Origin of the sequence: Moorena bouillonii PNG, from assembly GCF_001942495.1 — a bacterium.
Taxonomy (GTDB): domain Bacteria; phylum Cyanobacteriota; class Cyanobacteriia; order Cyanobacteriales; family Coleofasciculaceae; genus Moorena; species Moorena bouillonii.
Map to the genome: position 1 here is coordinate 2,311,657 of NZ_MKZS01000001.1, position 24,713 is coordinate 2,336,369.

The 24,713-nt window shown below is 42.8% G+C and carries 3 protein-coding genes (1 of these 3 running past the window's edge); all 3 read left to right on the forward strand.

The window, feature by feature from the left end:
• Tightly spaced (each overlapping or abutting the next), the 3 genes in view from BJP37_RS09575 to BJP37_RS09585 form a layout consistent with a single transcriptional unit that may run on beyond the window.
• Positions 1-5,775 (forward strand): type I polyketide synthase, encoded by a 5,775-nt coding sequence (locus BJP37_RS09575; protein ID WP_075898314.1) that lies wholly within the window; start codon positions 1-3, stop codon positions 5,773-5,775.
• Positions 5,772-15,842, forward strand: a complete 10,071-nt coding sequence (locus tag BJP37_RS09580) for a non-ribosomal peptide synthetase (RefSeq protein ID WP_075898316.1) — start codon at positions 5,772-5,774, stop codon at positions 15,840-15,842. Before BJP37_RS09575 ends, BJP37_RS09580 begins: the two co-directional genes overlap by 4 nt.
• Positions 15,839-24,713, forward strand: the 5' portion of a protein-coding gene (locus BJP37_RS09585) for a non-ribosomal peptide synthetase (RefSeq protein ID WP_075898318.1). The gene runs 2,585 nt beyond the window's last position; the window shows 8,875 of its 11,460 coding nt (coding positions 1-8,875); the start codon lies at positions 15,839-15,841; its stop codon lies off the right edge, out of view. The genes BJP37_RS09580 and BJP37_RS09585 overlap by 4 nt, the downstream gene beginning before the upstream one ends.

Here is a 24,713-nt window from a genome sequence, read left to right on the forward strand (position 1 = left end):
ATGGATCCAACCGCGATTATAGGTATTGGTTGTCGTTTTCCAAGTGCTGGAAATCCAGAAAGCTTTTGGGATTTGCTGCGGCATGGGGTGCATACCATCACTGAAGTTCCGTCAAATCGATGGGATGTTGATGCCTTGTATCATCCAGATCCAGCTACACCAGGAAAAATGAACACCCGTTGGGGCGCTTTTCTGGAACAGATAGATATGTTTGAACCGAGTTTCTTCGGAATTTCTCCCCGAGAAGCAGAGTCAATGGATCCCCAGCATAGACTAGTCTTAGAGGTAGCCTGGGAAGCTCTGGAAAATGCAGGACTGGCACCAAATAAGTTAGCTGACAGCCAAACAGGTGTGTTTATAGGAATCGTTGCTAGTGATTATGGCCGACTGGTGTTCAATGATCACCTTAATATAGATGCTTATGGCGGCATTGGAATCACGCCTGGTATTGCAGCGAATCGTCTCTCCTATATACTGAATTTGCATGGACCTAGCTTGGCGATAGACACAGCTTGCTCGTCATCGCTGGTAGCATTGCATTTTGCCTGTCAAAGCCTGCAAAGCGGTGAGTCTAATTTGTGCTTGGTCGGAGGGGTGAATTTGGTTTTGTCCCCCGAATACACTCTCACTTTTTCTCAAGCTCGGATGATGGCGTCGGACGGTTTTTGTAAGACTTTTGACAAAGACGCCGATGGTTATGTACGAGGGGAAGGATGTGGTGTAATTGTCCTCAAACGCCTCTGTGATGCCCTCCGGGATAGAGACAATATTTTAGCAGTTATCAAAGGCTCGGCAGTTAACCATGATGGTCTCAGCAATGGAATGACTGCACCCAATGGGCGTTCGCAGCAGGCAGTTATCAGGCAAGCATTAAAAAATGCTGGTGTAGCTCCAGCCCAGATTAGTTATGTTGAAGCTCACGGTACTGGCACTTCCTTGGGAGACCCAATAGAAGTTGAATCCATAAAAGCAGTACTGGGTCAAGGGCGATCGCCTCTTGAGTCCTGTGGGATTGGTTCAATTAAGACCAATATCGGTCATTTGGAAGCTGCGGCGGGAATAGTTGGTCTAATTAAGACAGTTCTATCACTACAACATCAGCAAATACCATCCCACCTGCACCTAAAACAACTGAATCCCTTAATTCAGTTAGAAGGTACACCCTTTTTTATACCTACTGAGTCCCAACCTTGGTCTGTTGCTACAGAACCTCGCTTAGCTGGGGTCAGTTCCTTTAGCTTTGGTGGCACAAATTGCCATGTGATCTTGTCGGAAGCTCCCAAACAAGAAACCAAAGCTAATGAAATTGAACGCCCTGCTCACATTCTTGCTCTCTCAGCCAAAAATCAGAAGGCTTTGAGTGAATTAGTAGAGCGCTATGAGGCTCATCTGAAATCAAACTCATCCGCAAAGCTGGCAGACGTTTGTTTCACTGCCAATACAGGAAGAGCGCATTTTGATCACCGCCTTTTTGTTACGGCAACATCTACAACAGAGATGCAAAAGGCTCTGCGCGATCTTGCGGAGGGCGAAGATACAGTGCCAACCGGTCAAATATGCAGTCCCAAGCGCCAGAAAATAGCCTTCTTATTTACTGGTCAAGGGTCTGTGTATCTGAATATGGGGCGTCAACTCTACGATACCCAACCGACATTTCGTAATTGCCTCAAACGCTGTGAAGAAATTTTGCGTCCCTATCTGGAAGAACCACTACTCTCTGTTCTCTATCCAGATATTGATTTGTCTTCTCCAACATCTGGCGAGGCAAACCAAAAGTTATACAACACGGCCTATACTCAACCTGCTTTATTCGCTCTAGAATATGCGCTATGCCAATTATGGAAATCTTGGGGCATAGAGGCGGATGCTGTCATCGGTCATAGTGTGGGGGAATATGTCGCTGCCTGTGTTGCTGGGGTTTTCAGCCTAGAAGACGGTCTCAAATTGATTGCAATGCGGGGACAATTAATGCAACAATTGCCTCCAGGTGGAGAGATGTTGTCCTTGCTCGCATCAGAATCTCAAGTGCGAGAAGTGATTGCTCCCTATGGCGATCAAGTTGCGATCGCAGCTCTCAATGGCCCCAGCAGTATAGTAATTTCTGGTAAAAGTGAAGCCATCCAGGAGATTTACAGCAGCGTGTCAACGCAAGGAATAAAAGCCAAATTTTTGCAAGTATCCCATGCTTTTCACTCTCCGCTGATGGAACCAATGCTAGGGAAGTTTGAGGTAGCAGCATGGCAAATCTCCTACAATAAGCCTCAGATTCCTCTAATTTCTAATGTTACTGGGCAACGAATAGGCGATGACACTAGCACTCCTGAATATTGGGTGAATCATATACGACAACCAGTCCGCTTTGCTGATGGTATGCAGACTTTAGACCAGGAAGGCTGTAAAATTTTCTTGGAAATCGGACCCCAGGCAATTTTGCTGGGAATGGGACGCCAATGCTTACCAGAGGACACGGGGGTTTGGTTGCCTTCTCTGCGCAAAGATCGCGAAGACTGGCAACAATTGCTAGAGAGCTTAGGGGAATTGTACGTAAGAGGTGTAGAGGTAGACTGGTCAGGATTCGACAAAGATTATATCCGTGAGAAAGTAGTATTACCTACTTATCCTTTCCAAAGAGAACGGTATTGGACCAAAGCAACTAATTTTACTAACTTTGTAGATAAAGAGGAGTTCCGGGATTGGTTATACGAAGTAGAATGGCGACCTCAAGCTAGTTTTGGCGGGCAGTTTTCATCAGAGGAACTTCTAGACCCATTGACCATTAACCAGAAACTACAACCTTTGGTGTCGTCTTTAGCCTCTGTTAATAACTTGGATAGCTACAGTCAACTTGTGAGACAATTAGAAACTTTGAGTGTGGAATATGTCTTGCAAGCCTTTGACAAAATGGGATGGTCATTTAAACTGGGGGAAAACTTCTCCACTGAATCCCTAGCCCAAAGATTAGGTGTAGCACCACAATATAAACAACTTCTCAACCTGTTGTTAGAGATGCTAGCAGAAGTAGAAATTCTGCGCTACACCGAAAACCAGTGGGTGACACTCCAAACTCCTGAAAAAGTCAATCTACAACAAAAAAATCAGACCTTACTTGCTCAATTCCCCAGCGCTAATGCAGAAATAACTATGTTAGAGCGTTGTGGTTCCCAATTGAGAGCAGTTTTGCAGGGAACTATAGATCCCCTGCAAGTTCTCTTCCCTGAAGGGGATTTTACTATAGCTACCCAACTATATGAACAGTCTCCTGAAGCACAATATACCAATACTTTAGTCCAGCGAGCGATCGCTACTGCCCTGGAAAATTTACCTCCAAGCCGAGGGGTGCGATTATTAGAAATTGGAGCTGGGACGGGGGGAACTACTAGCTATATATTGCCTCATCTGAATCCAGAGCAAACAGAATATATCTTCACCGATATCGGTAGCTTATTTACAAGCAAAGCACAGGATAAATTTAAGGATTACCCATTCATACACTATCAAAACTTAGACATTGAAAAAAATCCCGAAATTCAAGGGTTTGACCCCCATCAGTACGATGTGATAGTGGCAGCTAACGTAATCCATGCTACAGCCTCTTTGCGTAAAACTCTAGAGCATGTGAGGCAGTTGTTGAGACCTGGAGGGATGTTGGTGTTGTTGGAAATCACAACTCCCAGGCGGTGGGTAACTTTATTTGCTGGAATGTTAGACGGATGGTGGAATTTTAGGGATTTTGATTTACGACCTAATCAACCCTTACTAACTGTATCAAAGTGGCAGAAATTGCTAATAGAAAGCGGTTTTCCCAAAGTGGTAAATCTGCCCAATATTCAGGGAACAGAAGAGGTTATATCTTCCCAGAGTGTAATTATTGCTCAAACTGCAACTACTCCATCGTTGCCTCCGAGTGAAGGATGGTTAATTTTTGCAGACCAGCAAGGTATCGCTCAACAGTTGGCAAATCGACTGCGGAGCTGCGGACAAGTCTGTAATTTGGTGTTTCCAGGAAAGGAGTACCAACAGATAGCATCAGATGAGTTTACTATAAACCCGGAAAATTCTGATGACTACTTAAAACTGGTGACAGAGGTAAAAGCTAATCTGCCCGATTTTAAAGGAGTGTTGCATCTATGGAGCTTAGATACTCCAAGAGCAGAGGAACTAACACTAGAAGACCTGAAAGTAGCTTCAAAACAGGGATGTGGGAGTGCCTTATACTTAGTTCAAGCCTTGAGCGAGGCAAAATTTGAGCTTTCGCCTCATCTGTGGCTTGTGACCACAGATGCACAGCCTGTTGTTCCCATCAAGGATTCGGGATCGGGATTAGCACAATCACCTTTATGGGGAATGGGTAGAGTAATCTCTCTAGAACATCCTGAATTGTCGGTACGAATGATAGATTTAGACCCTAATTCAGCGTTGGAACGTTCCTGTGCCAAACTTTTAGCAGAAATCGGGGATTCAAATGGTGAAAACCATATTGTCTTTCGAGATGAACAGCGTTACGTCCCACGCCTAGTGCATAAGAACTTCATAGAATCTCAAAGTCTCCAGTTCCGGTCGGATGTTACTTACTTGATTACTGGTGGTACTGGTTACTTGGGGCTGAAGTTCGCCGAATATATGGTAGAGCAAGGAGCTCGCCAGCTAGCATTAATCGGACGCAAAGGCCTTCCCGAACGGGAACATTGGACCAACCTTGACCAAGAGAGTAATGAATGGAAACAGGTTCAAGCTATTCAGCTCATGGAAGAGAAGGGAGCTAGCGTAACAGTGTACGCATCTGATGTTACCGACCAAGCTCAAATGTCCTCAATTATTAAGTCGATCCATACTGTTCAAAAACCACTGCGGGGTATTATTCATGCTGCTGGTTTAAGTGACCAACACAAATTAAGTCAGATGACTCATCAAATACTTGAATCGATACTTAGCCCGAAGACAGTTGGAACGTGGGTTCTTCATCAACTAACCAAAGAGATAAACCTAGACTTCTTTATCTGCTTTTCTTCGATTGGGTCAGTATGGGGTTCCCTAGGTCACGGACATTATGATGCAGCTAACCACTTTCTTAATGTTTTAGCTTATTATCGTCGTTCGATCGGGCTCCCAGCATTAAGTATAAATTGGGGAAGTCTCGGTGTTGGGGGCATGGTTTCTGAGGAAAGTTATGTACAATGGATGAAGCAGATTGGCTTAGGAGAATTACGACCACAGCAAGGATTTAATGCCTTAAGTTTTCTTTTAAAAACCAATGCTATCCAACCACTAGTGACAAAGGTAGATTGGTCTACATTTAAGAAATATTATGAAGTAAGGGGATTAGGAAAGCTATTTAGTGACCTGATGACTCTCTCTACTGTGGATATGAAAACACCTTCAATAGAGACAATAGAGAGTCAGGAGTCTAGCATCTTAGAACAATTACAAGCAGCTTCTCCAAGTAAAAGAGAAAACATTTTATTGACTCATTTTCAAAATGAAATTGCGAAATCGTTACGCACAAGCGCTTCAGAAATAAGCTTACAAAAACCTTTAAATAGCATGGGACTTGATTCCCTAATGGCTGTAGAATTGCGAAATATGAGTCTAGTGAAGCTAGGGATAGATATTCCTACTGTCAAATTTATAGAAGGGCTTAGTATTGCCGATATAGTAACTGAGGTAAAAGATCAACTGAACGAGATTGACGCTAGTCAAAAAGTTGAGGGGGAAAATCACCAACAACTTTACACAGAAGAAGCAGACCAGATAGAACGAGTAAGGGGTGAATTATGAATTTAGTTGAGTTTTTACAAGAGCTTTCAATTAAAGGTTGGCAGATCTGGAGTGAAGGTTCGCAGTTACGCTACGATGCTCCGAAAGAAGAATCAACTGCATCAGTATTGGCTCTGCTGAAGCAACATAAGACAGAGATTTTACAGTTACTGCATGACAACCGAGATCTTCTCGATGTTCATCCCCTTTCCTACGGACAACAGGCAATGTGGTTTCTCTGGAAACTAGCACCTGGTAGTTGTGTTTATAACGTGTCCGTACCTGTTCGTATTTGCTCCCAGGTGGATGTGACAGCTTGGAGGAAAGCTTTTCAAGCTCTATGCCAACGTCACCTCATGCTGTCAAGCACATTTACTAAGCTAGGTCAAGTACCCATTCAACAAGTACATCGCCATCAAGACGTGGACTTTTTGCAGGTTGATGCCTCTGCTTGGAGTAAAGAGGAATTAAATCAGAGAGTGGTTGAAGCTCACAAGCACCCTTTTAACCTTGAAAAAGAATCGGCGATGCGCGTCAGGTGGTTTGTGCGGTCATTTCAAGAGCATATTCTACTGCTGACAATACACCACATTGCCTGTGATGGCTGGTCTTTAGACATCATCTTTCAGGAATTACCTAAACTGTACCAAGCTCAACAGACCAACCTACCAGCATCTCTTCCCCCGCTAAAGTATTCATATCAAGATTATGTTCGCGCTCAAAGGAAAATTTTGGATAGCCCTAGAGGAGAAATCCTTTGGCAATACTGGAAACAAAAACTAGCGGGCGAATTGCCAACCTTAAATCTACCTACAGACAAACCACGCCCGCCCATACAAACCTACGAGGGGGCAGCCTATCATTTTAGCTTATCTGAAAAACTCAGTCAGCAACTTATAGAATTAGCTCAAAAAGAAAATGTCACGCTCTACACGCTATTGTTGGCAGTATTTGGTATTTTTCTTTATCGTTACACAGGTCAAGAGGATATTTTAGTTGGTTCTCCCACATCAGGTAGAAATAGGGCTGAAGAGGCTCCAATTGTAGGCTTCTTTGCTAACTCCGTTGTTATGAGGATGTCGGCGTCCGAAAATCTAAGTTTTAAGGAGTTTATCACTAAAGTTCAGCATACTGTATTAGAAGCAGTCAACTATCAAGATTACCCTTTCGCATTGTTAGTAGAGCGATTGCTGCCAAAGCGCGACCCTAGCCGATCTCCGATTTTTCAAGTTTTTTTCCTGCTACAGCAAATGTCTGAATGGCGAAAGCTGCTCTCTGGTGAAATGAAGACATCTTCGGATTGGCAAGGACTTAAGTTAGAAGCCTTTGACAGACCAACGAAGGAGTGTCAATTTGATTTCATACTAGAAATGATACAGGTTGGCTCGTCTCTTGGTGGACTTATTAAGTACAGTACCGATCTATTTGAGGAACAGACTATTGCCAGAATGGTGGAGCATTTCCAGACATTATTACAAGCAATAGTAACAAAGCCGACTGCTAACATAGATCGATTACCATTACTAACAGCAACCGAGCGGCAGCAGTGCCTAGCAGTCGGAAATAACTTGGGTAGAAAACAGGGGCAGAATAAATTTATCTATCAATTGTTTGAGGATGTATTTGGCTATCCAGGAGAGGTTAGTGGCAAGCAAACTCAGTTGGTAGACTATACAGAAATAGTGCCTGTAAATCTTCCGACTGATTTTTCAGTTTATGTTTTAGATTCCTATGGAGAACCAGTACCGCCAGGAGTAACAGGAGAGGTTTATGTTGGAGGTGGCAATTTAACTGAGAGTGACATAAATCGGAACCAACAAGCCCCAGTTAGTTTTGTAGAGCATCCCGAACTTGGTAGTTTATTGAAAACTGGGGAACGGGGTTGTCTTCGTGCCAATGGTGGTCTGGAATTGCAAGGATTTGGGCAACGTTGGGCTTGGATTAAAGGGCATCAGGTGGAGTTGCAGGCTATAGAAAAAGCCTTACTGGCAATTACTGGGGTGGAAGACTGCTATGTGATCATGCGACAACGACAACTAGTTGCTTATGTAGTGACCTCTAAGTCTTTCTTGTCAGAGTCTCTCCACAACCAGTTAAAGACCGAATTACCCAGCTATATGCTGCCAAGTGCCTATGTAACAGTATCTAACCTGCCCTTAACAGGCAAAGGACTAATAGATGAATCAGCGTTAGCCCAATTGGAGGTGATTGACTCCGAGTTAGTGTCACGTTGGGAACAACAGTTGCGTACGCTGCCAGAAATAGAGCAAGTAGCAGTGGTAGTTCAGCCACAAGTAAAAACCCTTCCCAGATTACATATTTCTGATTTAGTACCCTCACCCCCAAAGGGAATGGGTAAAGATTTTCCTCAAGTTGAAACTGACAACTTGATAGACAAAGTTAACAAGAACTTGCCACAGGAAGTAAACCAGCCCGCCATCAGCCAAGGAGAGCCTCTAACAGAGCCAGAGGCACAAACTTTAGGGGAGATACTGCAACGAGCAGCCCTAGAGAATTCAACTAAAGGTGTAGTATACATCCAACCTGATGGAACTGAGTTCGTACAGTCCTATAAAAATTTATTAGAGGATGCCCAAAGACTATTGGGAGGATTGAGAAAACTCGGTCTCAAGCCCCAAGACAAGGTAATCTTTCAACTAGCAGACAATCACAACTTTATTAGTGCATTTTGGGGATGTATTCTTGGAGGATTTATACCTGTACCAATTTCCGCAACAGGCAATTTGAACAAGCTGCAAAATAGCTGGCACATGCTAGGAAAGCCATTGGTACTATCAGAGCAAAAGTTAGCTCCAAAACTTCATCAGTGGGCAGAAGAATTAAAGTTAGAAAACTTTCAGATAGAACCCATAGAACCATTAAAAGATTCAGAGGCAGATCGCAATTGGCATAAATCAAACTCAGAGGACTTGGTGCTATTGCTGCTAACTTCCGGCAGTACAGGTATGCCCAAAGCGGTCATGCACAACCACCGTAGTTTGTTAAGCCGTAGTGCATCAACGGTTCAATTCAACGGCTTTAGCAAAGAAGACATTTCCTTAAATTGGTTTAGCCTCGACCATGTTGGGGGAATAGTGATGTTCCATCTGAGGGACGTTTATTTGGGATGTCAGCAAATCCAAGCTCCAACAGAACTGGTGTTGCAAGAACCGACACGATGGTTAGATTGGATTTCCCACTATCGAGCCACAATTACTTGGGCCCCAAACTTTGCTTATGGGCTAATTGTGCAAGAACTAGAAAATCGACAAAAGACGGGCAGTCAACAAGAAAATCACCGAGGATGGGATTTGTCCTCTATGCACTTTATTCTCAATGCTGGAGAGGCAATTGTTGCAAAAACTGTCAGGCGATTTTTAGAAGTATTAGGTCAATATCAGCTCCAAGATCGCGCCATGCATCCAGCATGGGGCATGTCAGAAACCTCAAGTGCGGTAACGTTTTCATCTAAATTTCTGCTATCTTCAACCACAGACGAGCAGAAATTTGTCGAAGTAGGATCTCCAGTACCAGGGTTCGCCATCAGAATAGTAGATAATCAAAACCAGATAGTGAAAGAGACAATGGCGGGTCGAGTACAAGTAAAAGGACCGTCTGTCACATCTGGTTACTATCAAAATACAGAAGCAAACCAAGACGCTTTTACAGAAGATGGTTGGTTTAATACTGGAGATATAGGCTTCCTGCAACAAGGGTGTTTAACAATAACCGGACGGCAAAAAGACATTATCATCATCAACGGTCTCAACTACTACAGCCATGAAATTGAAGCAGCAATAGAAGAAATAGAAGGTGTAGAAGTGTCTTATACTGCTGCTTGTGCAGTTAGGGATGGTGACAGTGATACAGACAAACTAGCCATATTTTTCAATCCAGCCAAAAGCGCAAGGGATCGAGAAGCAGATTTGTTAAAGGAAATTCGCTTACTGGTAGTGGATCGTTTTGGGATTAATCCTGATTATTTGATTCCTGTAGAACGAGACGTTATTCCCAAAACAGCGATCGGTAAAATTCAACGTTCTCAACTAAAACAGCGTTTTGAAACAGGTGAATTTAACACCATTCTCAAACGGGTAGATTTGTTACTCTTGAATGTCAAGACTATCCCAAGCTGGTTTTACCGAAAGGTATGGCAAGCCAAAGTCCCTGTTTTTAATCTGTCTTCCCAGACAACTACAACCCTAATATTTAGCGATACTTTAGGGCTAGGAACAGTCTTATCTGAGGAATTAGAAAAACATCACCAGCCCTGTATCCAAGTGTCTGTCGGTGAAAACTTTACCAAAATCAGTGACAATCATTATTCTCTTGTGCCCGACCGAGCAGAACACTATCAGATGCTTTTAGAGCAATTGGCACAAGAAAACAAAACGATTGGCCAGATTGTCTGCCTGTGGGAATACGATCAATATAGAGGTGAAATTTCACACCTAGAAGCGCTGGAGCAGTCACAAAAGCAAGGGTTTTTTCGTTTGCTTTTCTTAGTTAAAGCATTAGAAAAATCTAGGAGTGAAGAGCAGTCGGTACAATTACTGTGGGTATCAAGTTACAGTCAGTCGATAGTACCGAGTGATAAGATAGCCTATGAGAAAGGGACAGTTTTGGGCCTATTGAAAACAATTGCTCAAGAAATGACCTGGTTGAACTGTCGCCACATCGATCTGCCAGTACTAGAGGTTGAACTCAATAAGGCATACATTCGGCAAGAACTGGACAATTTTGCCAAAGAAACAGAAGTAGCCTACAGAGACGGAAAACGCTTGGTTTGTGGAATCGAATCTGTAAATCTAGCAGAAGAACCAAAGCAAGAATTACCCTTCATAACAGGTGGTATCTACTTAATAAGTGGAGGGCTGGGAGGTATTGGAACTGAAATTGCTAGTTTCCTACTTAAGAATTATCAAGCACGGTTGTTGATAGTTGGTCGTACTTCTCTACCCGATCAAAATACTTGGCAAACTCATTTAGATAGTGGAAATGAACTGGCAAGGAAAATCCAAGCTTATCAACAATTGCAGCAACTACCAGGGGCAGTCATTTATGAAGATGTAGATATCTGTGATTATGCTCAGTTGCAGCAGATATTGACAACAACTCTATCCAAATGGGGAGGCCAGCTTGATGGGATTATCCATCTAGCAGGAATTTTCACCGAACAACTATTAGTATCCCAAACCCTAGAAAGTATCACTGCCGTTCTTCGTCCCAAATTCCTTGGGACTTGGGCCTTACATAAACTACTGCTGGAAGATAATCCTCAAGGTTTGTTTCTTCATTTTTCTTCCATCAATGGCTTCTTTGGCGGTACCACTGTAGGTGCTTATGCTGCTGCCTCTAGTTTTATGGAAGGGTTTTGCGATTACCAGCAGACCTATACTAGCGTGCAAAGCTACTGCTTATCATGGAGTATGTGGGATGAAATCGGCATGAGTCTGGGCTATCAAATGAAAGACTTGACCCATGCTAAAGGCTACTTTTCGATTAATAAGGCACAAGGGATGTGCTCTTTATTAGCCGCCTTGTCTCGTGGCCAACGTCATTTGTTTGTGGGTTTGGATGGGAGTAAACCCAACATTGAACGTTTAACTATTACCTCAGAACCTCAAAACCGACAGCAGTTAACTGCTTATTTCACCTCCAAGGTAGAACAATTACCAGTGAGTCATTTAGAAGGGTTGGAAGTACGCGATCGCTTTGGCAGACTCAGCCGTTGTGTGTGGGCACAACTTGCCGAGATGCCTCTAAATGAAACTGGAGAAATTGTTCGAGAAAAGCTGATTGGACTTAGCACAGGTATTGGTCTTTTTGAACAAACAAAACCACGCAACCAAGTAGAACATCAACTCGTTGAAATTTTTCAGCAAGTACTAGAAGTGCCTGTTACTAGTATCCATGACAATTTCTTTGCTCTGGGCGGAAATTCTCTACTAGCAGTGCAAGTGGTTTCTCGTATACAGCAAACCTTTAATCAAGAGGTTTCTCTGCATATACTGTTTCAATCACCTACAGTTGGTGAACTGGGGCAAACCATAATCAAAGAAAATCTCTTACCAGGGCAAAAATCAGATACTAGTTTACCAACCCTTGTACCTGACCCAGAACAACGCTACGAACCATTCCCTCTAACTGATATTCAACAAGCTTATTGGCTAGGTCGCAATCAAGCCTTTGATTTAGGTAATGTTGCTAGCCATATTTACATAGAGATCGATTCTGAAAACTTAGATATAGAACGCTTAAACCAGGCTTGGCAGAAATTAGTTGACCACTATGATATGCTGCGAGCCGTAGTGTTACCCGACGGACAACAGCAAGTCAAACAACAAGTACCACCCTATCAAATACAAGTTTTTGATTTACAAAACCAGCCAGAATCAGCAGTTAGTGACCACCTCAAGGCAATTCGGGAGCAAATGTCTCACGAAATATTACCCTCTGAGCAATGGCCATTGTTCAAGTTGCAGGCCACTCACTTCAATGAAAAGCACTATCGCCTCCATCTGAGTTTTGATGCTTTAATTGCTGATAGCTGGAGCCTAATGCTACTGGGGCAGTATTGGCTGCAACTGTATCGAGACCCAGAAAGTTCGCTGCCTTCCTTGGAACTGTCATTTCGCGACTATGTGCTGGCTAAAATAGGGCTGGATGTTACACCACAGTATCAGCGTTCTCAAGATTACTGGTTCGATCGCTTGTCCACTCTCCCGCCAGCACCAGAATTACCCTTTGCCAAGCAGATAGTTGCTCTGGAGCAACCCCAGTTTACACGTCGCAGTGGGCGATTAAATGTTGTTGATTGGCAGCGATTAAAAGACAAGGCAAGTCAGGCAAATATAACTAATTCTACTGTTTTATTAGCTGCTTTTGCTGACATCTTAACTTGTTGGAGCAAGAGTTCTAAGTTTACCATTAACCTGACCCTGTTTAATCGCCTACCCTTACATCCCCAAGTTAATGAGGTGATTGGAGATTTCACATCCCTCACGCTCCTAGAAGTTGATAACTCAAAACCGACTCCTTTTATTAAGCGTGCTCAACTGCTACAGGAACAACTGTGGCAAGATTTAGACCACCGTTATGTCAGTGGTGTGGAAGTGCAGCGAGAATTGCGCCGCCTATATGGAAGTTATCAAGCTATGGGGGTTGTCTTTACCAGCGTTCTGGGGGCTGGTATCGAGTCGGAAGAACAATTGTGGGTTAATCAGCTAGGAAAAATGGTCTATAGCATTAGCCAAACCCCTCAAGTCTGGCTAGACCATCAAGTGCTTGAAGAACAAGGCGAATTAATATTTCAGTGGGATATAGTTGAAGAGCTTTTCTGTGAAGGTGTTATTGATAATATGTTCCAGAGTTACACAGATTATCTGCAACACCTAGCAACTTCAGAATCTGCTTGGATAGACCTCTACCCTCAACTGTTACCAAAAGCCCAACTCCAACAACTTGCACAACTCAATCAGATAAATCTACCTGTTCCCCAACAAACCTTACACGGTCTGTTTCTGCAGCAGGTGGAACAAAATTATCTAGAATTGGCAGTGATTACCCCAGAGCGCTGCTTAACCTATGGAGACTTACATCAACGCGCCCGCAACATCGGGCATTGGTTGCAACAACTGGGAGCTTCGCGCAATAGCTTAGTCGCTGTAGTAATGTTCAAAGGATGGGAACAAGTTGTTGCAGTCTTGGCAATCTTGATGGCTGGTGCGGCCTATGTGCCTATTGACCCCGAACTCCCCCAGGAGCGAAGAGAATTTTTACTGACCCAAGGGGAAGTGAAGGTAGTTCTGACCCAAGAACCTCTGTTAGAACAACTAGCAATACCAAAGGGAATTGAGTGTTTGTCTGTAGATACTTTCGAGTCAAGAAAAAATGATTCAATATCCTTCGTCCCCGTACATAATCCAGAAGATTTAGCCTATGTAATTTATACGTCTGGCTCTACAGGTTTACCCAAAGGGGTGATCATTAAGCATCAAGCAGTAGTAAACACCATCCTCGACATCAACCAGCGATTCAATGTTACAGCTAATGACCGAATACTAGCTGTGTCCGCTTTGAATTTTGACCTATCGGTATATGACATTTTTGGTATCCTGGCTGTTGGAGGAACTGTGGTCATTCCATCTGCTATTGAGGCTAAAGATCCTGCTCGTTGGTACGAGTTAATTGTTAAACACCAAGTTACATTGTGGAACTCTGTACCCGCACTAATGCAAATGTTAGTTGAGTACTTGTCTGGGCAGCTCAACCAGTCCCATGGCACCCTACGATTAGCATTGCTCAGTGGCGATTGGATACCACTAACTTTACCAGAGCAAATTAAAGATTTGTGGAGCGATATCCAAATTGTTAGCTTAGGTGGTGCAACTGAAGCCTCAATTTGGTCAATTTATTATCCGATCGAACAAATTTCCCCTGTAACTAAGAGCATTCCTTACGGGAAATCCCTTGCCAATCAAACTGTTTCTGTCCTCAACGATCTAATGCAGCCTACTCCAATATGGGTATGTGGAGATCTTTATATCGGAGGCGTTGGTTTGGCTTCTGGGTATTTGTTAGATGATAAAAAGACAAACGCAAGTTTTATCACTCACCCAGTTACTCACGAACGATTGTACAAAACCGGTGATTTGGGACGATATTTGCCCGATGGTAATATTGAATTTCTCGGTCGCTCAGATTTCCAAGTTAAAATCAATGGCTATCGCGTTGAATTGGGTGAAGTTGAGGCTGCATTAAGCGAGCATTCTACTGTCAAGGAGGCTATTGTTGTTGTTCTTGGCGAGTCGGAACACAAGCGTTTAGTCGCTTATATTGTCCCCAGTCAGTCCTCTGTTGACAAAGCCAAGCTACCAGAAGGTTATCAACCTAGTCAAACAACAGGGGTAATACAAGACCCTGTGGAGAAAATTGAATTTAAACTCAAGCAACCAGGATTGCGTTCTCCATCTCCCACAAAAGAAACTATTTCTTTACCGCTCTCAGAATTTGATGAAGCTCAAAAAGAAGCTTACCTCAAACGTCAGAGTTATCGACAATTCTTGATGCAACCCCTTCCTTTAGAGGAGTTTAGCCAGTTTTTAAGCTGTCTGCTGCAAATGAAACTGGACGATTTTCCATTACCCAAATATCTTTATCCTTCTGCAGGAAATCTTTATCCTGTACAAACATATTTATTAATTAAGCCAGAACGGGTTTCGGGATTGTCAGGAGGTATCTATTACTATTGTCCTCGGGAGCATAATTTAGTATTTCTCAATCCTTGGAGCGATGTTGACAGCAGGATTTACGGTGGCAATCAACCGATTTTTGAGGAGTCTGCGTTTTCCCTCTTTTTGATTAGCAAACTTAGTGCCATTACTCCGATGTATGGGGAACTAGCTGAAAATTTCTGTTTCCTGGAGGCAGGGCACATGGGGCAACTATTAATGAATACAGCACCAAACTACCAGATTGGACTTTGTCCAATTGGCGGTCTTGAGTTTGACAAGCTACGAGATTTATTTGAGTTAGAATCGAATCAACGTCTAATTTATAGTTTTCTTGGAGGCAAGATTGACCCAGTTCAAACAAAACAGTTGTTCGGTAAATCTTCAAAGGACGACAGATCTATTCCACAACAACTAAACGAGCATTTACAAGGAAAATTACCCCAGTATATGCTCCCCAATGATTATGTGTTAATGGATGTCTTCCCTTTAACTGCAAATGGGAAAGTTAACCGCAAAGCTCTACCTGCTCCTGAGGTATCAATACAAGAAAGAATTTTTCTGCCCCCCAGTACCCCTATTGAGGAGAAGTTAGCTAACCTATGGGCAACAATATTAGAGCTAGAGTTAAATCAAGTTAGTGTTAATGATAATTTCTTTGACATTGGTGGCAATTCCTTACTTGCTACTCAGCTAATCTCCAGAATTCGACAATTTTGCCAAGTCGATCTACCTCTGTCTGACTTCTTTGCAGAACCGACAATTGCTGGTTTGGTTGAACACATTGAAGTTCTTAGTTGGGTGGGACAAGATATACAAGATTCAGAAACAAATATAGAGGAGATAGAATTATGAATAATCAAACAATTGTCAAGTTCCTTTCTCAACTGCGTAAACTAAATGTTCAAGTTTCATCTAACGGAGAAAAATTACGCTGTCAAGCTCCTGAAGGTGTGTTAACACCTGCACTGTCACAGCAGATAGCTGAACGCAAACCAGAAATATTGGAGTATTTGCAACAGGTCAGACAAGAAGAACATAAAAATCTTCCAGCCATTTCGGTTATCCCTAGAGATGAAAAATTACCGCTCTCTTTTGCTCAAGAAAGACTCTGGTTCTTAGACCAACTTGATGGTTCAAAAGCTCCTTACATTCAGCAGGGAGCCATGGAAATTAGCGGTAACCTCAAGATACCTGTCCTCCAGCAAGCCTTTTGTGAAATTATCAGACGCCATGAAGTATTCCGAACCCGCTTTTACTCAGTCAATGGCATACCGATGCAGGTCATTGTTCCCGATACTTCTTTGGAAATACCAGTTGTAGATTGGAAGCATGTACCAAAAACACAACAGCAAACACAAATAAAACAGTATGCTCAGACACAAGCAGAAATACCGTTTAACCTTTCCGAAGATTTGCTCCTGCGAGTGAATTTGCTGCAATTATCACAGCAGGACTTTATATTGCTGGTTACCATGCATCACATTGTTGCTGACGTTTGGTCAATTGGAATATTAGTTCAAGAATTATCAGTACTGTATCAGGCTTACAGTCAGAGTAAACCCTCCCCTTTATCCGAACTATCTATCCAGTACGCTGACTTTGCTTCTTGGCAAAGACAATGGTTATCTGCGGAATTACAACACAAGCAACTGGAATACTGGAAACAGCAATTAGGTAATGCTCCTGCCTTGTTGCAGTTGCCGATAGATAAATCAAGGCCACCAATACAGACTTACCAGGGTAACATTCAAAATTTTGCTGTTGGCCAACAGTTAACTAAGCAACTTCAAGAACTTAGCCAGCATTCGGAAACCACTCTTTTTATGACAACGTTGGCAGTGTTTGCTGTGTTGCTGTTTCGCTACAGCGATCAGGATGATATTGTGATTGGTTCGCCAATTGCTAACCGCAACTATTCAGAAGTAGAATCCCTGATTGGCTTTTTTGCTAATACTATACCCTTAAGAATTTGCCTGCAAGGTAATTTAAGTTTTGAGCAGTTGCTAAGGCAGGTACGTGAAGTAACCTTATCAGCATATGCTCATCAAGATGTACCTTTTGCACAGGTGGTAGAAGCCCTGCAACCAGAGCGTTCTTTGAGTTACTCACCTCTATTTCAGGTGATGTTTACGTTACAAAATGCTCCAGTGATGTCTTTAGAATTGCCTGGTGTCGCTATCAAACCTTTGCCAGAGATACATCCGGGAACAGCAAAGTTTGAACTGGTCTTATCAATGGAAGAGACCGAATCTGGGCTTATAGGTACCTGGGAATATAATACTGACTTATTTGAAGAACAAACAATTACTAGGATGACGGGACATTTCCAGAGCCTGTTAGCAGCGGTCGTCGAAGCTCCCCAAGAGAGTATAGATAAACTGCCTTTGCTGAGTGAGAGAGAACGCCATCAATTGTTAATTGAATGGAATGATACTGCAAGGGAATATCCAACAGATAAATGTATTCATCAATTGTTTGAGGAACAAGTAGAGAAAACACCAGACGCATTAGCGGTGGTCTTTGAGAACGAGCAAATAACTTACCAAGAATTAAATCAAAAAGCCAATCAACTAGCACATCACCTGCAAAGTCTGGGAGTGGGTCCAGAAGTGCTAGTGGGGATTTGTGTAGAACGTTCACTTGAGATGGTGATGGGACTATTAGGGATACTGAAGGCTGGAGGGGCTTATGTACCCCTAGACCCTAATTATCCCCCCTCACGGTTGAGTTATATTTTGGCAGATTCGGGTGTTGAGGTGTTGTTGACTCAAGAGTCTTTGGTCGAATCTTTGCCAGCAACCCAAGCACAGGTGGTCAATTTAGATACAGATTGGGGGGCAATTGAGCAACTTTCTCAGGACAATCTTGAGCTTGGGGTAGGTTCAGACAATTTGGCTTATGTTATCTACACCTCTGGTTCTACAGGTGTTCCCAAGGGAGTTGAAGTTTGCCATAAGAATGTTGTTAATTTTTTGAATTCTATGAGTAATTTTCCAGGCTTAGGCCAGGAAGATACTTTCTGTGCAGTTACTACTATTTCTTTTGATATTGCAGCCCTTGAGATATATCTGCCTTTAACAGTAGGAGCAAAAGTTGTTGTCGCTTCTCGTGAAATTAGCACTAATGCAGATAGTCTATTATCTGAATTATTCAAGTCGAAGATTACTGTTATGCAGGCAACACCAGCTACTTGGCAAATGCTATTAACTGCTGGTTGGTCTTCCGATTATCCCATAAAAGTGTTATGTGGTGGTGAAGCATTAACAGCTCAACTAGCAGATCGAATTCTAGCAACTAGTAGCGAATTATGGAATCTTTATGGTCCAACAGAGACAACTATCTGGTCTGCAATTTACCAGGTACCCGCTAGCACTACAGCGGCTATAAATGGATATGTTCCTTTGTCTATCGGTCAACCAATAGCGAATACCCAAATTTATATTCTAGACTCACATCTCCAGCCAGTCCCTGTTGGTATAGCTGGAGAATTGTATATTGGAGGTGACGGTCTAGCCAGAGGATATTTTAATCGTCCAGAATTAACTTCAGAAAAATTTATCCCCAATCCCTTCTCTAATTCTCAATCGGAAAGGCTTTACAAAACAGGGGATTTAGCTCGATATTTGCTTGATGGGAACATTGAATTTCTCGGTCGCATAGATAATCAAGTGAAAGTAAGGGGATTCCGCATAGAACTTGGGGAAATCGAATCCATTCTTAATAGCCACTCCCAAATTCAAGAAAGTGTAGTGATTGCACAGGAAGATCCACTTGGGAATAAACGCTTGATAGCCTATATCGTTAGTGAAGATGAATTAATAAAGACTAACCAACTGCGTGAGTTTCTGAAACAAAAGCTACCAGAATACATGGTACCTTCTGCTTTTATGACTTTAGAGACTTTACCGTTAACTCCCAACGGTAAAATAGACCGCAAAGCCTTACTAGCCGTTAATGTTGACTTGAGTCTAGAAGAGCAATACGTAGCACCAAGCACGCCAAATCAAGAAATAATAGCTAATGTTTTCGCTTCAGTTCTTGGACGAGTAAATGTAGGAATATACGATAACTTCTTTGAATTGGGAGGACATTCCCTATTAGCAACCCAGTTAATCTCCCGACTTAGACAAAGCTTTGAAATAGAAATTCCTCTCCGGGCGATCTTTGAATCACCCACTGTAAAGCAATTAGATGGAAAAATAATACAGTTAAGAAGAGATGGAGGTCAATTCACTCCGCCTCCAATCAAACCAAGAAATAAGAAGGGAGAATTACCTCTTTCTTGGTCTCAAGAGAGGCTGTGGTTCCTGGCTCAATTAGAGGGAACAAGCCCAACTTATAATATACCAGGAGCAGTTCGGATTAGTGGGGATTTAAATCTCAAAGCTTTTGAGCAAGCCTTATCAGAAATAGTGCATCGTCACGAGATATTACAGACCAGTTTTAGGACTGTTGACGGTAGACCTTGGCAAGTTATTGAACCAGAAACCACTATCAAAATAAACTTAGTCGATCTACAGCAACTAGAGGCAAAAGAAAGAGAATCTGCTTTATACCAATATGTACAACAAGAAGCGATCGCGCCGTTTAATTTAGAGAGTGCCCCCCTAATTAGATGTAGTTTACTGTGCTTAGAGGAGAAAGAGTATGCATTATTGTTAACGATGCATCACATTATCTCCGACTTATGGTCAATAGGAGTATTGATCGAAGAACTATCAAGCTTGTACCAAGCTTTTAATGGGGGCGAACCATCTCCCTTGTCAGAATTAGAAATTCAGTATGCTGACTTTTCAGTGTGGCAAAGAGAATGGATAAATGGTCAGGTACGAGAAGCTTATATTGATTACTGGAAACAGGCGTTAAATGGGGCGCCAGAACTACTTGACTTACCCACCGATCGCCCACGTCCTTCTGTACAGACTTACCAAGGTAAAACCCAACGTTTTTGTATAAATACTGATTTAACTGACAAGCTGCAAATTCTTTCTCGCCAGTCGGGAACTACGTTATTTATGACCTTGCAGGCAGCGTTTGCAACGTTACTATATCGTTACAGCGGTCAATCAGATATTTTAGTTGGCTCAATTATTGCCAATCGAAATTACCTTGAAATTGAATCTTTAATTGGTTTCTTCGCGAATACCTTAGTGTTGAGAACTCGTTTTGAAGACGACCCTAGTTTTGAGACTCTGCTCGAACAAGTTAAAACAACTACGCTGAAGGCTTATGAATATCAGGATATTCCTTTTGAACAAGTGGTGGAAGCCTTACAACCACAACGTTCTTTAAGTTATTCACCCTTATTTCAGGTGATGTTTGTCTTGCAAAATGCTCCCATGGGCGAGTTAACATTACCAGGGATAACTATAAGCGAACTAGAATACGAATATACTATTGCTAAGTTCGATCTCACTCTATCAATGACTCAAACTCAAGAAGGATTGGTAGCCTCGTGGGGGTACAACACAGACTTGTTTGATGATTCAACCATCAAACGTATGGCTAATCATTTCGAGAACTTGTTGTCAGAGATCGTAGCGAATCCTCAACTTACAGTTGACGAAGTTCCCTTACTGAGTGAAGCAGAACGCCATCAATTGTTAATTGAATGGAATGATACTGCCAGGGAATATCCAACAGATAAATGTATCCATCAATTGTTTGAACAGCAGGTGGAGAAAACCCCAGATGCAGTGGCAGTAGTGTTTGGGCAGGAACAACTAACTTATCACCAATTAAATCAAAGAGCCAATCAACTAGCACATTATCTGCAAAGTATGGGAGTTAAACCAGAGGTGCTAGTGGGGATTTGTGTGGAACGTTCCCTCGAGATGATTGTCGGTTTACTGGCGATTCTTAAAGCTGGAGGAGCTTATGTCCCACTCGATCCGACCTATCCTCAGGCGCGTTTGGATTATATGATCCAAGATTCTCAACTCTTTGTGTTGTTAACTCAGCAGCAGTTGCGCTCAAAGCTTCCCCAACTAGATGCATTACTCATTGATTTAGATACAGACTGGAATCTGATTGCTCAACAGCCATTAGCCAACCCAGCTTGTCATACTACAGCTCAGTCACAGGCTTATACGATCTATACCTCAGGCTCCACTGGTCAACCAAAAGGAGTAATGGTTCCTCACCAAGGGGTTGTTCGTCTAGTATGCAACACAAATTATGTAAATTTACAGCCTACAGACTGTGTAGCTCAAGTCTCCAACATCTCTTTTGATGCTGCCACCTTTGAACTTTGGGGAGCCCTCCTCCAGGGAGCTAGGTTTGTTATCATCCCCAAATCAGTAGCCCTCGATCCTCATGACTTTGCGAACACTCTCAAGCAGCACCAAATTAGTACGCTATTTTTGACGACCGCCTTGTTTAACCAGTTGGCTAGTTTGTCACCAGCTGCCTTTAGTGACGTCAAGTATCTGTTATTTGGTGGAGAAGCAGTTGACCCTAAATCAGTGCAGCAGGTATTAGAACACAGCGCACCTCAGCACTTACTTCATGTGTATGGTCCTACAGAAAGTACTACATTTTCCTCTTGGTATGAGATTAACTATCTGTCTACAGGATCGACAACAGTGCCAATTGGAAAACCAGTGGCCAATACTCAAATTTATATTCTTGATCGCCATCTCAACCCTGTTTCCATTGGTGTTCCTGGTGAACTCCATATTGGGGGAGATGGCCTTGCCATTGCCTACTACAACCGCCCCGAGCTTACCCAAGAAAAATTTATCCCAAACCCCTTCTCCAATTCCAAATCAGCACGCCTTTACAAAACAGGTGACCTTGCCCGTTACTTGAGTGATGGTAACATCGAATTTTTAGGTCGGATCGATAACCAGGTCAAAGTGCGAGGTTTTCGCATTGAACTCGGAGAAATTGAATCTATTCTCAATACCTATCCTCAAGTCCAACAATCTGTAGTTATTGCGACAGAAGACACTCCAGGGAATAAACTCCTAGTTGCCTATATTGTGGCCTCAAATGAATCACTCAGTACTAATCAACTGCGCGAATTTCTCAGACAGAAGCTGCCAGAATACATGGTGCCTTCTGCATTTGTGACTTTAGACACCCTACCGTTAACACCTAACGGCAAAATAGACCTTAAAGCACTCCCAGCAGTAGAAGCACAACTAATTTACTCAAAAGAATATGTTCCCCCTCGGACTGTCACCGAGAAAACTATCTCCGACATCTTCGCAGCAGTGCTGAAAGTCCCAGCAGTCGGATTAAATGATAACTTTTTTGAACTAGGTGGCCACTCTCTGATTGCAACCCAATTGATTACCCGTCTACGGCAAGTCTTTGCAGTGGAATTACCTCTTCGGAGATTATTTGAATCTCCGACTGTAGCCCAACTCGATCGAATTATAAGTCAATTAATTCAAGAAGAACCATCCCAGCTCAAAGCCTCAAATTTAGACCTGCCAACAGCTATTGCTGCACCATCTGAGCTTCACCAACCCTTCCCACTGACAGAAATACAACAAGCTTATTGGGTGGGACGAAATGATACTTTTGAACTCGGAAATATATCTAGTCATATTTACGTCGAGCTTGATTGTCCAAATATAGACATAGAAAATCTCAGCCAATCTTGGCAAAAAATTATCAAGCACCATGAGATGCTGAGAGTGGTAGTACGGCCTGATGGACAGCAGCAAATCTTACGTCACGTTCCGGATTACCAGATTGAAGTGTTCGATTTACGTCGGCATTCAAAAAATAGCGTTAATGCTCATTTAGAAACCATTCGGCAGCAGATGTCTCACGAAATTTTTGCTGCCGAATCATGGCCTTTATTTAAGTTTTGTGCAACTCAGGTAGATACAAATTGTTATCGTTTGCACTTAAGTTTTGATGCCTTAATTGCAGACGCCTGGAGTCTAATGATTCTGGGGCAACAATGGTTGGAAATGTACTATAACCCACAGACAGAGCTTCCTAAGGTAGAGATTTCATTTCGCGATTATATACTTGCAGAAATCCAGCTTAAAGACACACCGCATTACCAACAGTCTCAAAAATATTGGTGGGATCGAATTGCCACACTTCCTTCAGCACCAGAACTCCCCTTTGTACAACAGCCAGCGGCTCTTAAACAGCCTCAGTTCAAACGATTTAGTGCAAAGCTTACTGCTCAACAGTGGCAAAAATTGAAAAGCAAAGCTCGTGCAATTAATTTGACGGGTTCTGGAATCTTACTAGCAGCCTTTAGCGATGTCTTAGCTTATTGGAGTAAAAGTCCTAATTTTACCATCAATCTCACACTCTTTAATCGTCTACCTTTACATCCTCAAGTCAACCAGATTGTTGGTGATTTCACATCCCTGACACTGCTAGAAGTTGACAACTCTATAGTAGCCACGTTTGTTGAGCGTGCCCAACGCCTACAGGCAAGATTGTGGGAGGATTTAGACCATCGCTATGTCAGTGGTGTGGAAGTGCAGCGAGAGCTACGACGTCAACGAGGCACTTATCAAGCTATGGGAGTTGTGTTTACTAGCACTCTAGGCTTCAGTGACATGGCTCAACAAGATTGGTTGGTCAACCAGTTGGGGGAAATGGTCTATTCCATTACTCAAACTCCACAAGTTTGGCTTGACCATCAAGTCACAGAAGAAGAAGGAGCTTTATTATTCAACTGGGATGCTATCGAAGAACTATTCCCTGCTAACCTGCTAGACGATATGTTCAGTAGCTATTGCAATTATCTTCAGCAATTAGCTACTGATGAGAAAATCTGGATGGAAAAATATCCGACTCTGCTTCCACCACAGCAGCTAGAGATTATACAACAACTAAACCAGGTTAATCAACTTAAGACCGTAACTTCTGAGCAGACATTGGATGGTTTGTTTGTGCAACAGGTGAAACAAAGAGGAGCATCACTTGCTGCGATCGCACCAGAATTATGCCTAACTTACGAACAGTTATACCAACATGCTGTCAAGCTAGGACACCAGTTGCGGTCACTAGGAGCAACTACAGGCACTCACATCGCTGTAGTTATGAACAAGGGATGGGAACAGATTGTTGCCGTGCTGGGAGTATTGATGGCTGGTTGCACCTATGTACCGATCGATCCAGGGTTGCCACAACAACGTCAGTGGTCGCTTTTAACACAAGCACAAATCCAGTTGGTTGTCACTCAAGAGGCACTGTACCAAAGTCTTTCGTGGCCAGAAGAAATTGAGTGTGTATATGTTGAGTATAACCCTCACATAGGAGTCCAGAGAACCTTAGAAAGATTGCACCAGCCTGGGGATTTAGCTTATATCATCTATACCTCTGGTTCGACGGGCATCCCTAAGGGTGTGATGATTGACCATCAAGGAGCGGTTAATACAATTATCGACATTAATCAGCGCTTTGGTGTTACGGCTGATGACCGAGTTCTCGCAGTTTCTGCTTTAAATTTCGACCTGTCCGTGTATGACATTTTTGGAACCTTAGCAGCAGGAGGGACAATTGTTATACCAACTGCAGCAAAAGCTAAAGACCCCGCACATTGGCTCTCGTTAATCAATGGGCACCATGTCACGGTTTGGAACTCAGTGCCAGCACTGATGCAGATGTTAGTAGAGTACACTTCAGCCCAATCGACACAACAGCATCATCCACTACGACTTGCTTTGTTATCGGGTGACTGGATACCGTTGAACTTGCCGCAGCAAATCAAAGCTATCTGGACAGGTATAGAAGTAGTGA

What these genes read in the sequence shown, in the direction of transcription:
- BJP37_RS09575 (WP_075898314.1), top strand. Translation starts at nt 1, where the DNA reads ATGGATCCAACCGCGATTATAGGTATTGGTTGTCGTTTTCCAAGTGCT.
- BJP37_RS09580 (WP_075898316.1), top strand. Translation starts at nt 5,772, where the DNA reads ATGAATTTAGTTGAGTTTTTACAAGAGCTTTCAATTAAAGGTTGGCAG.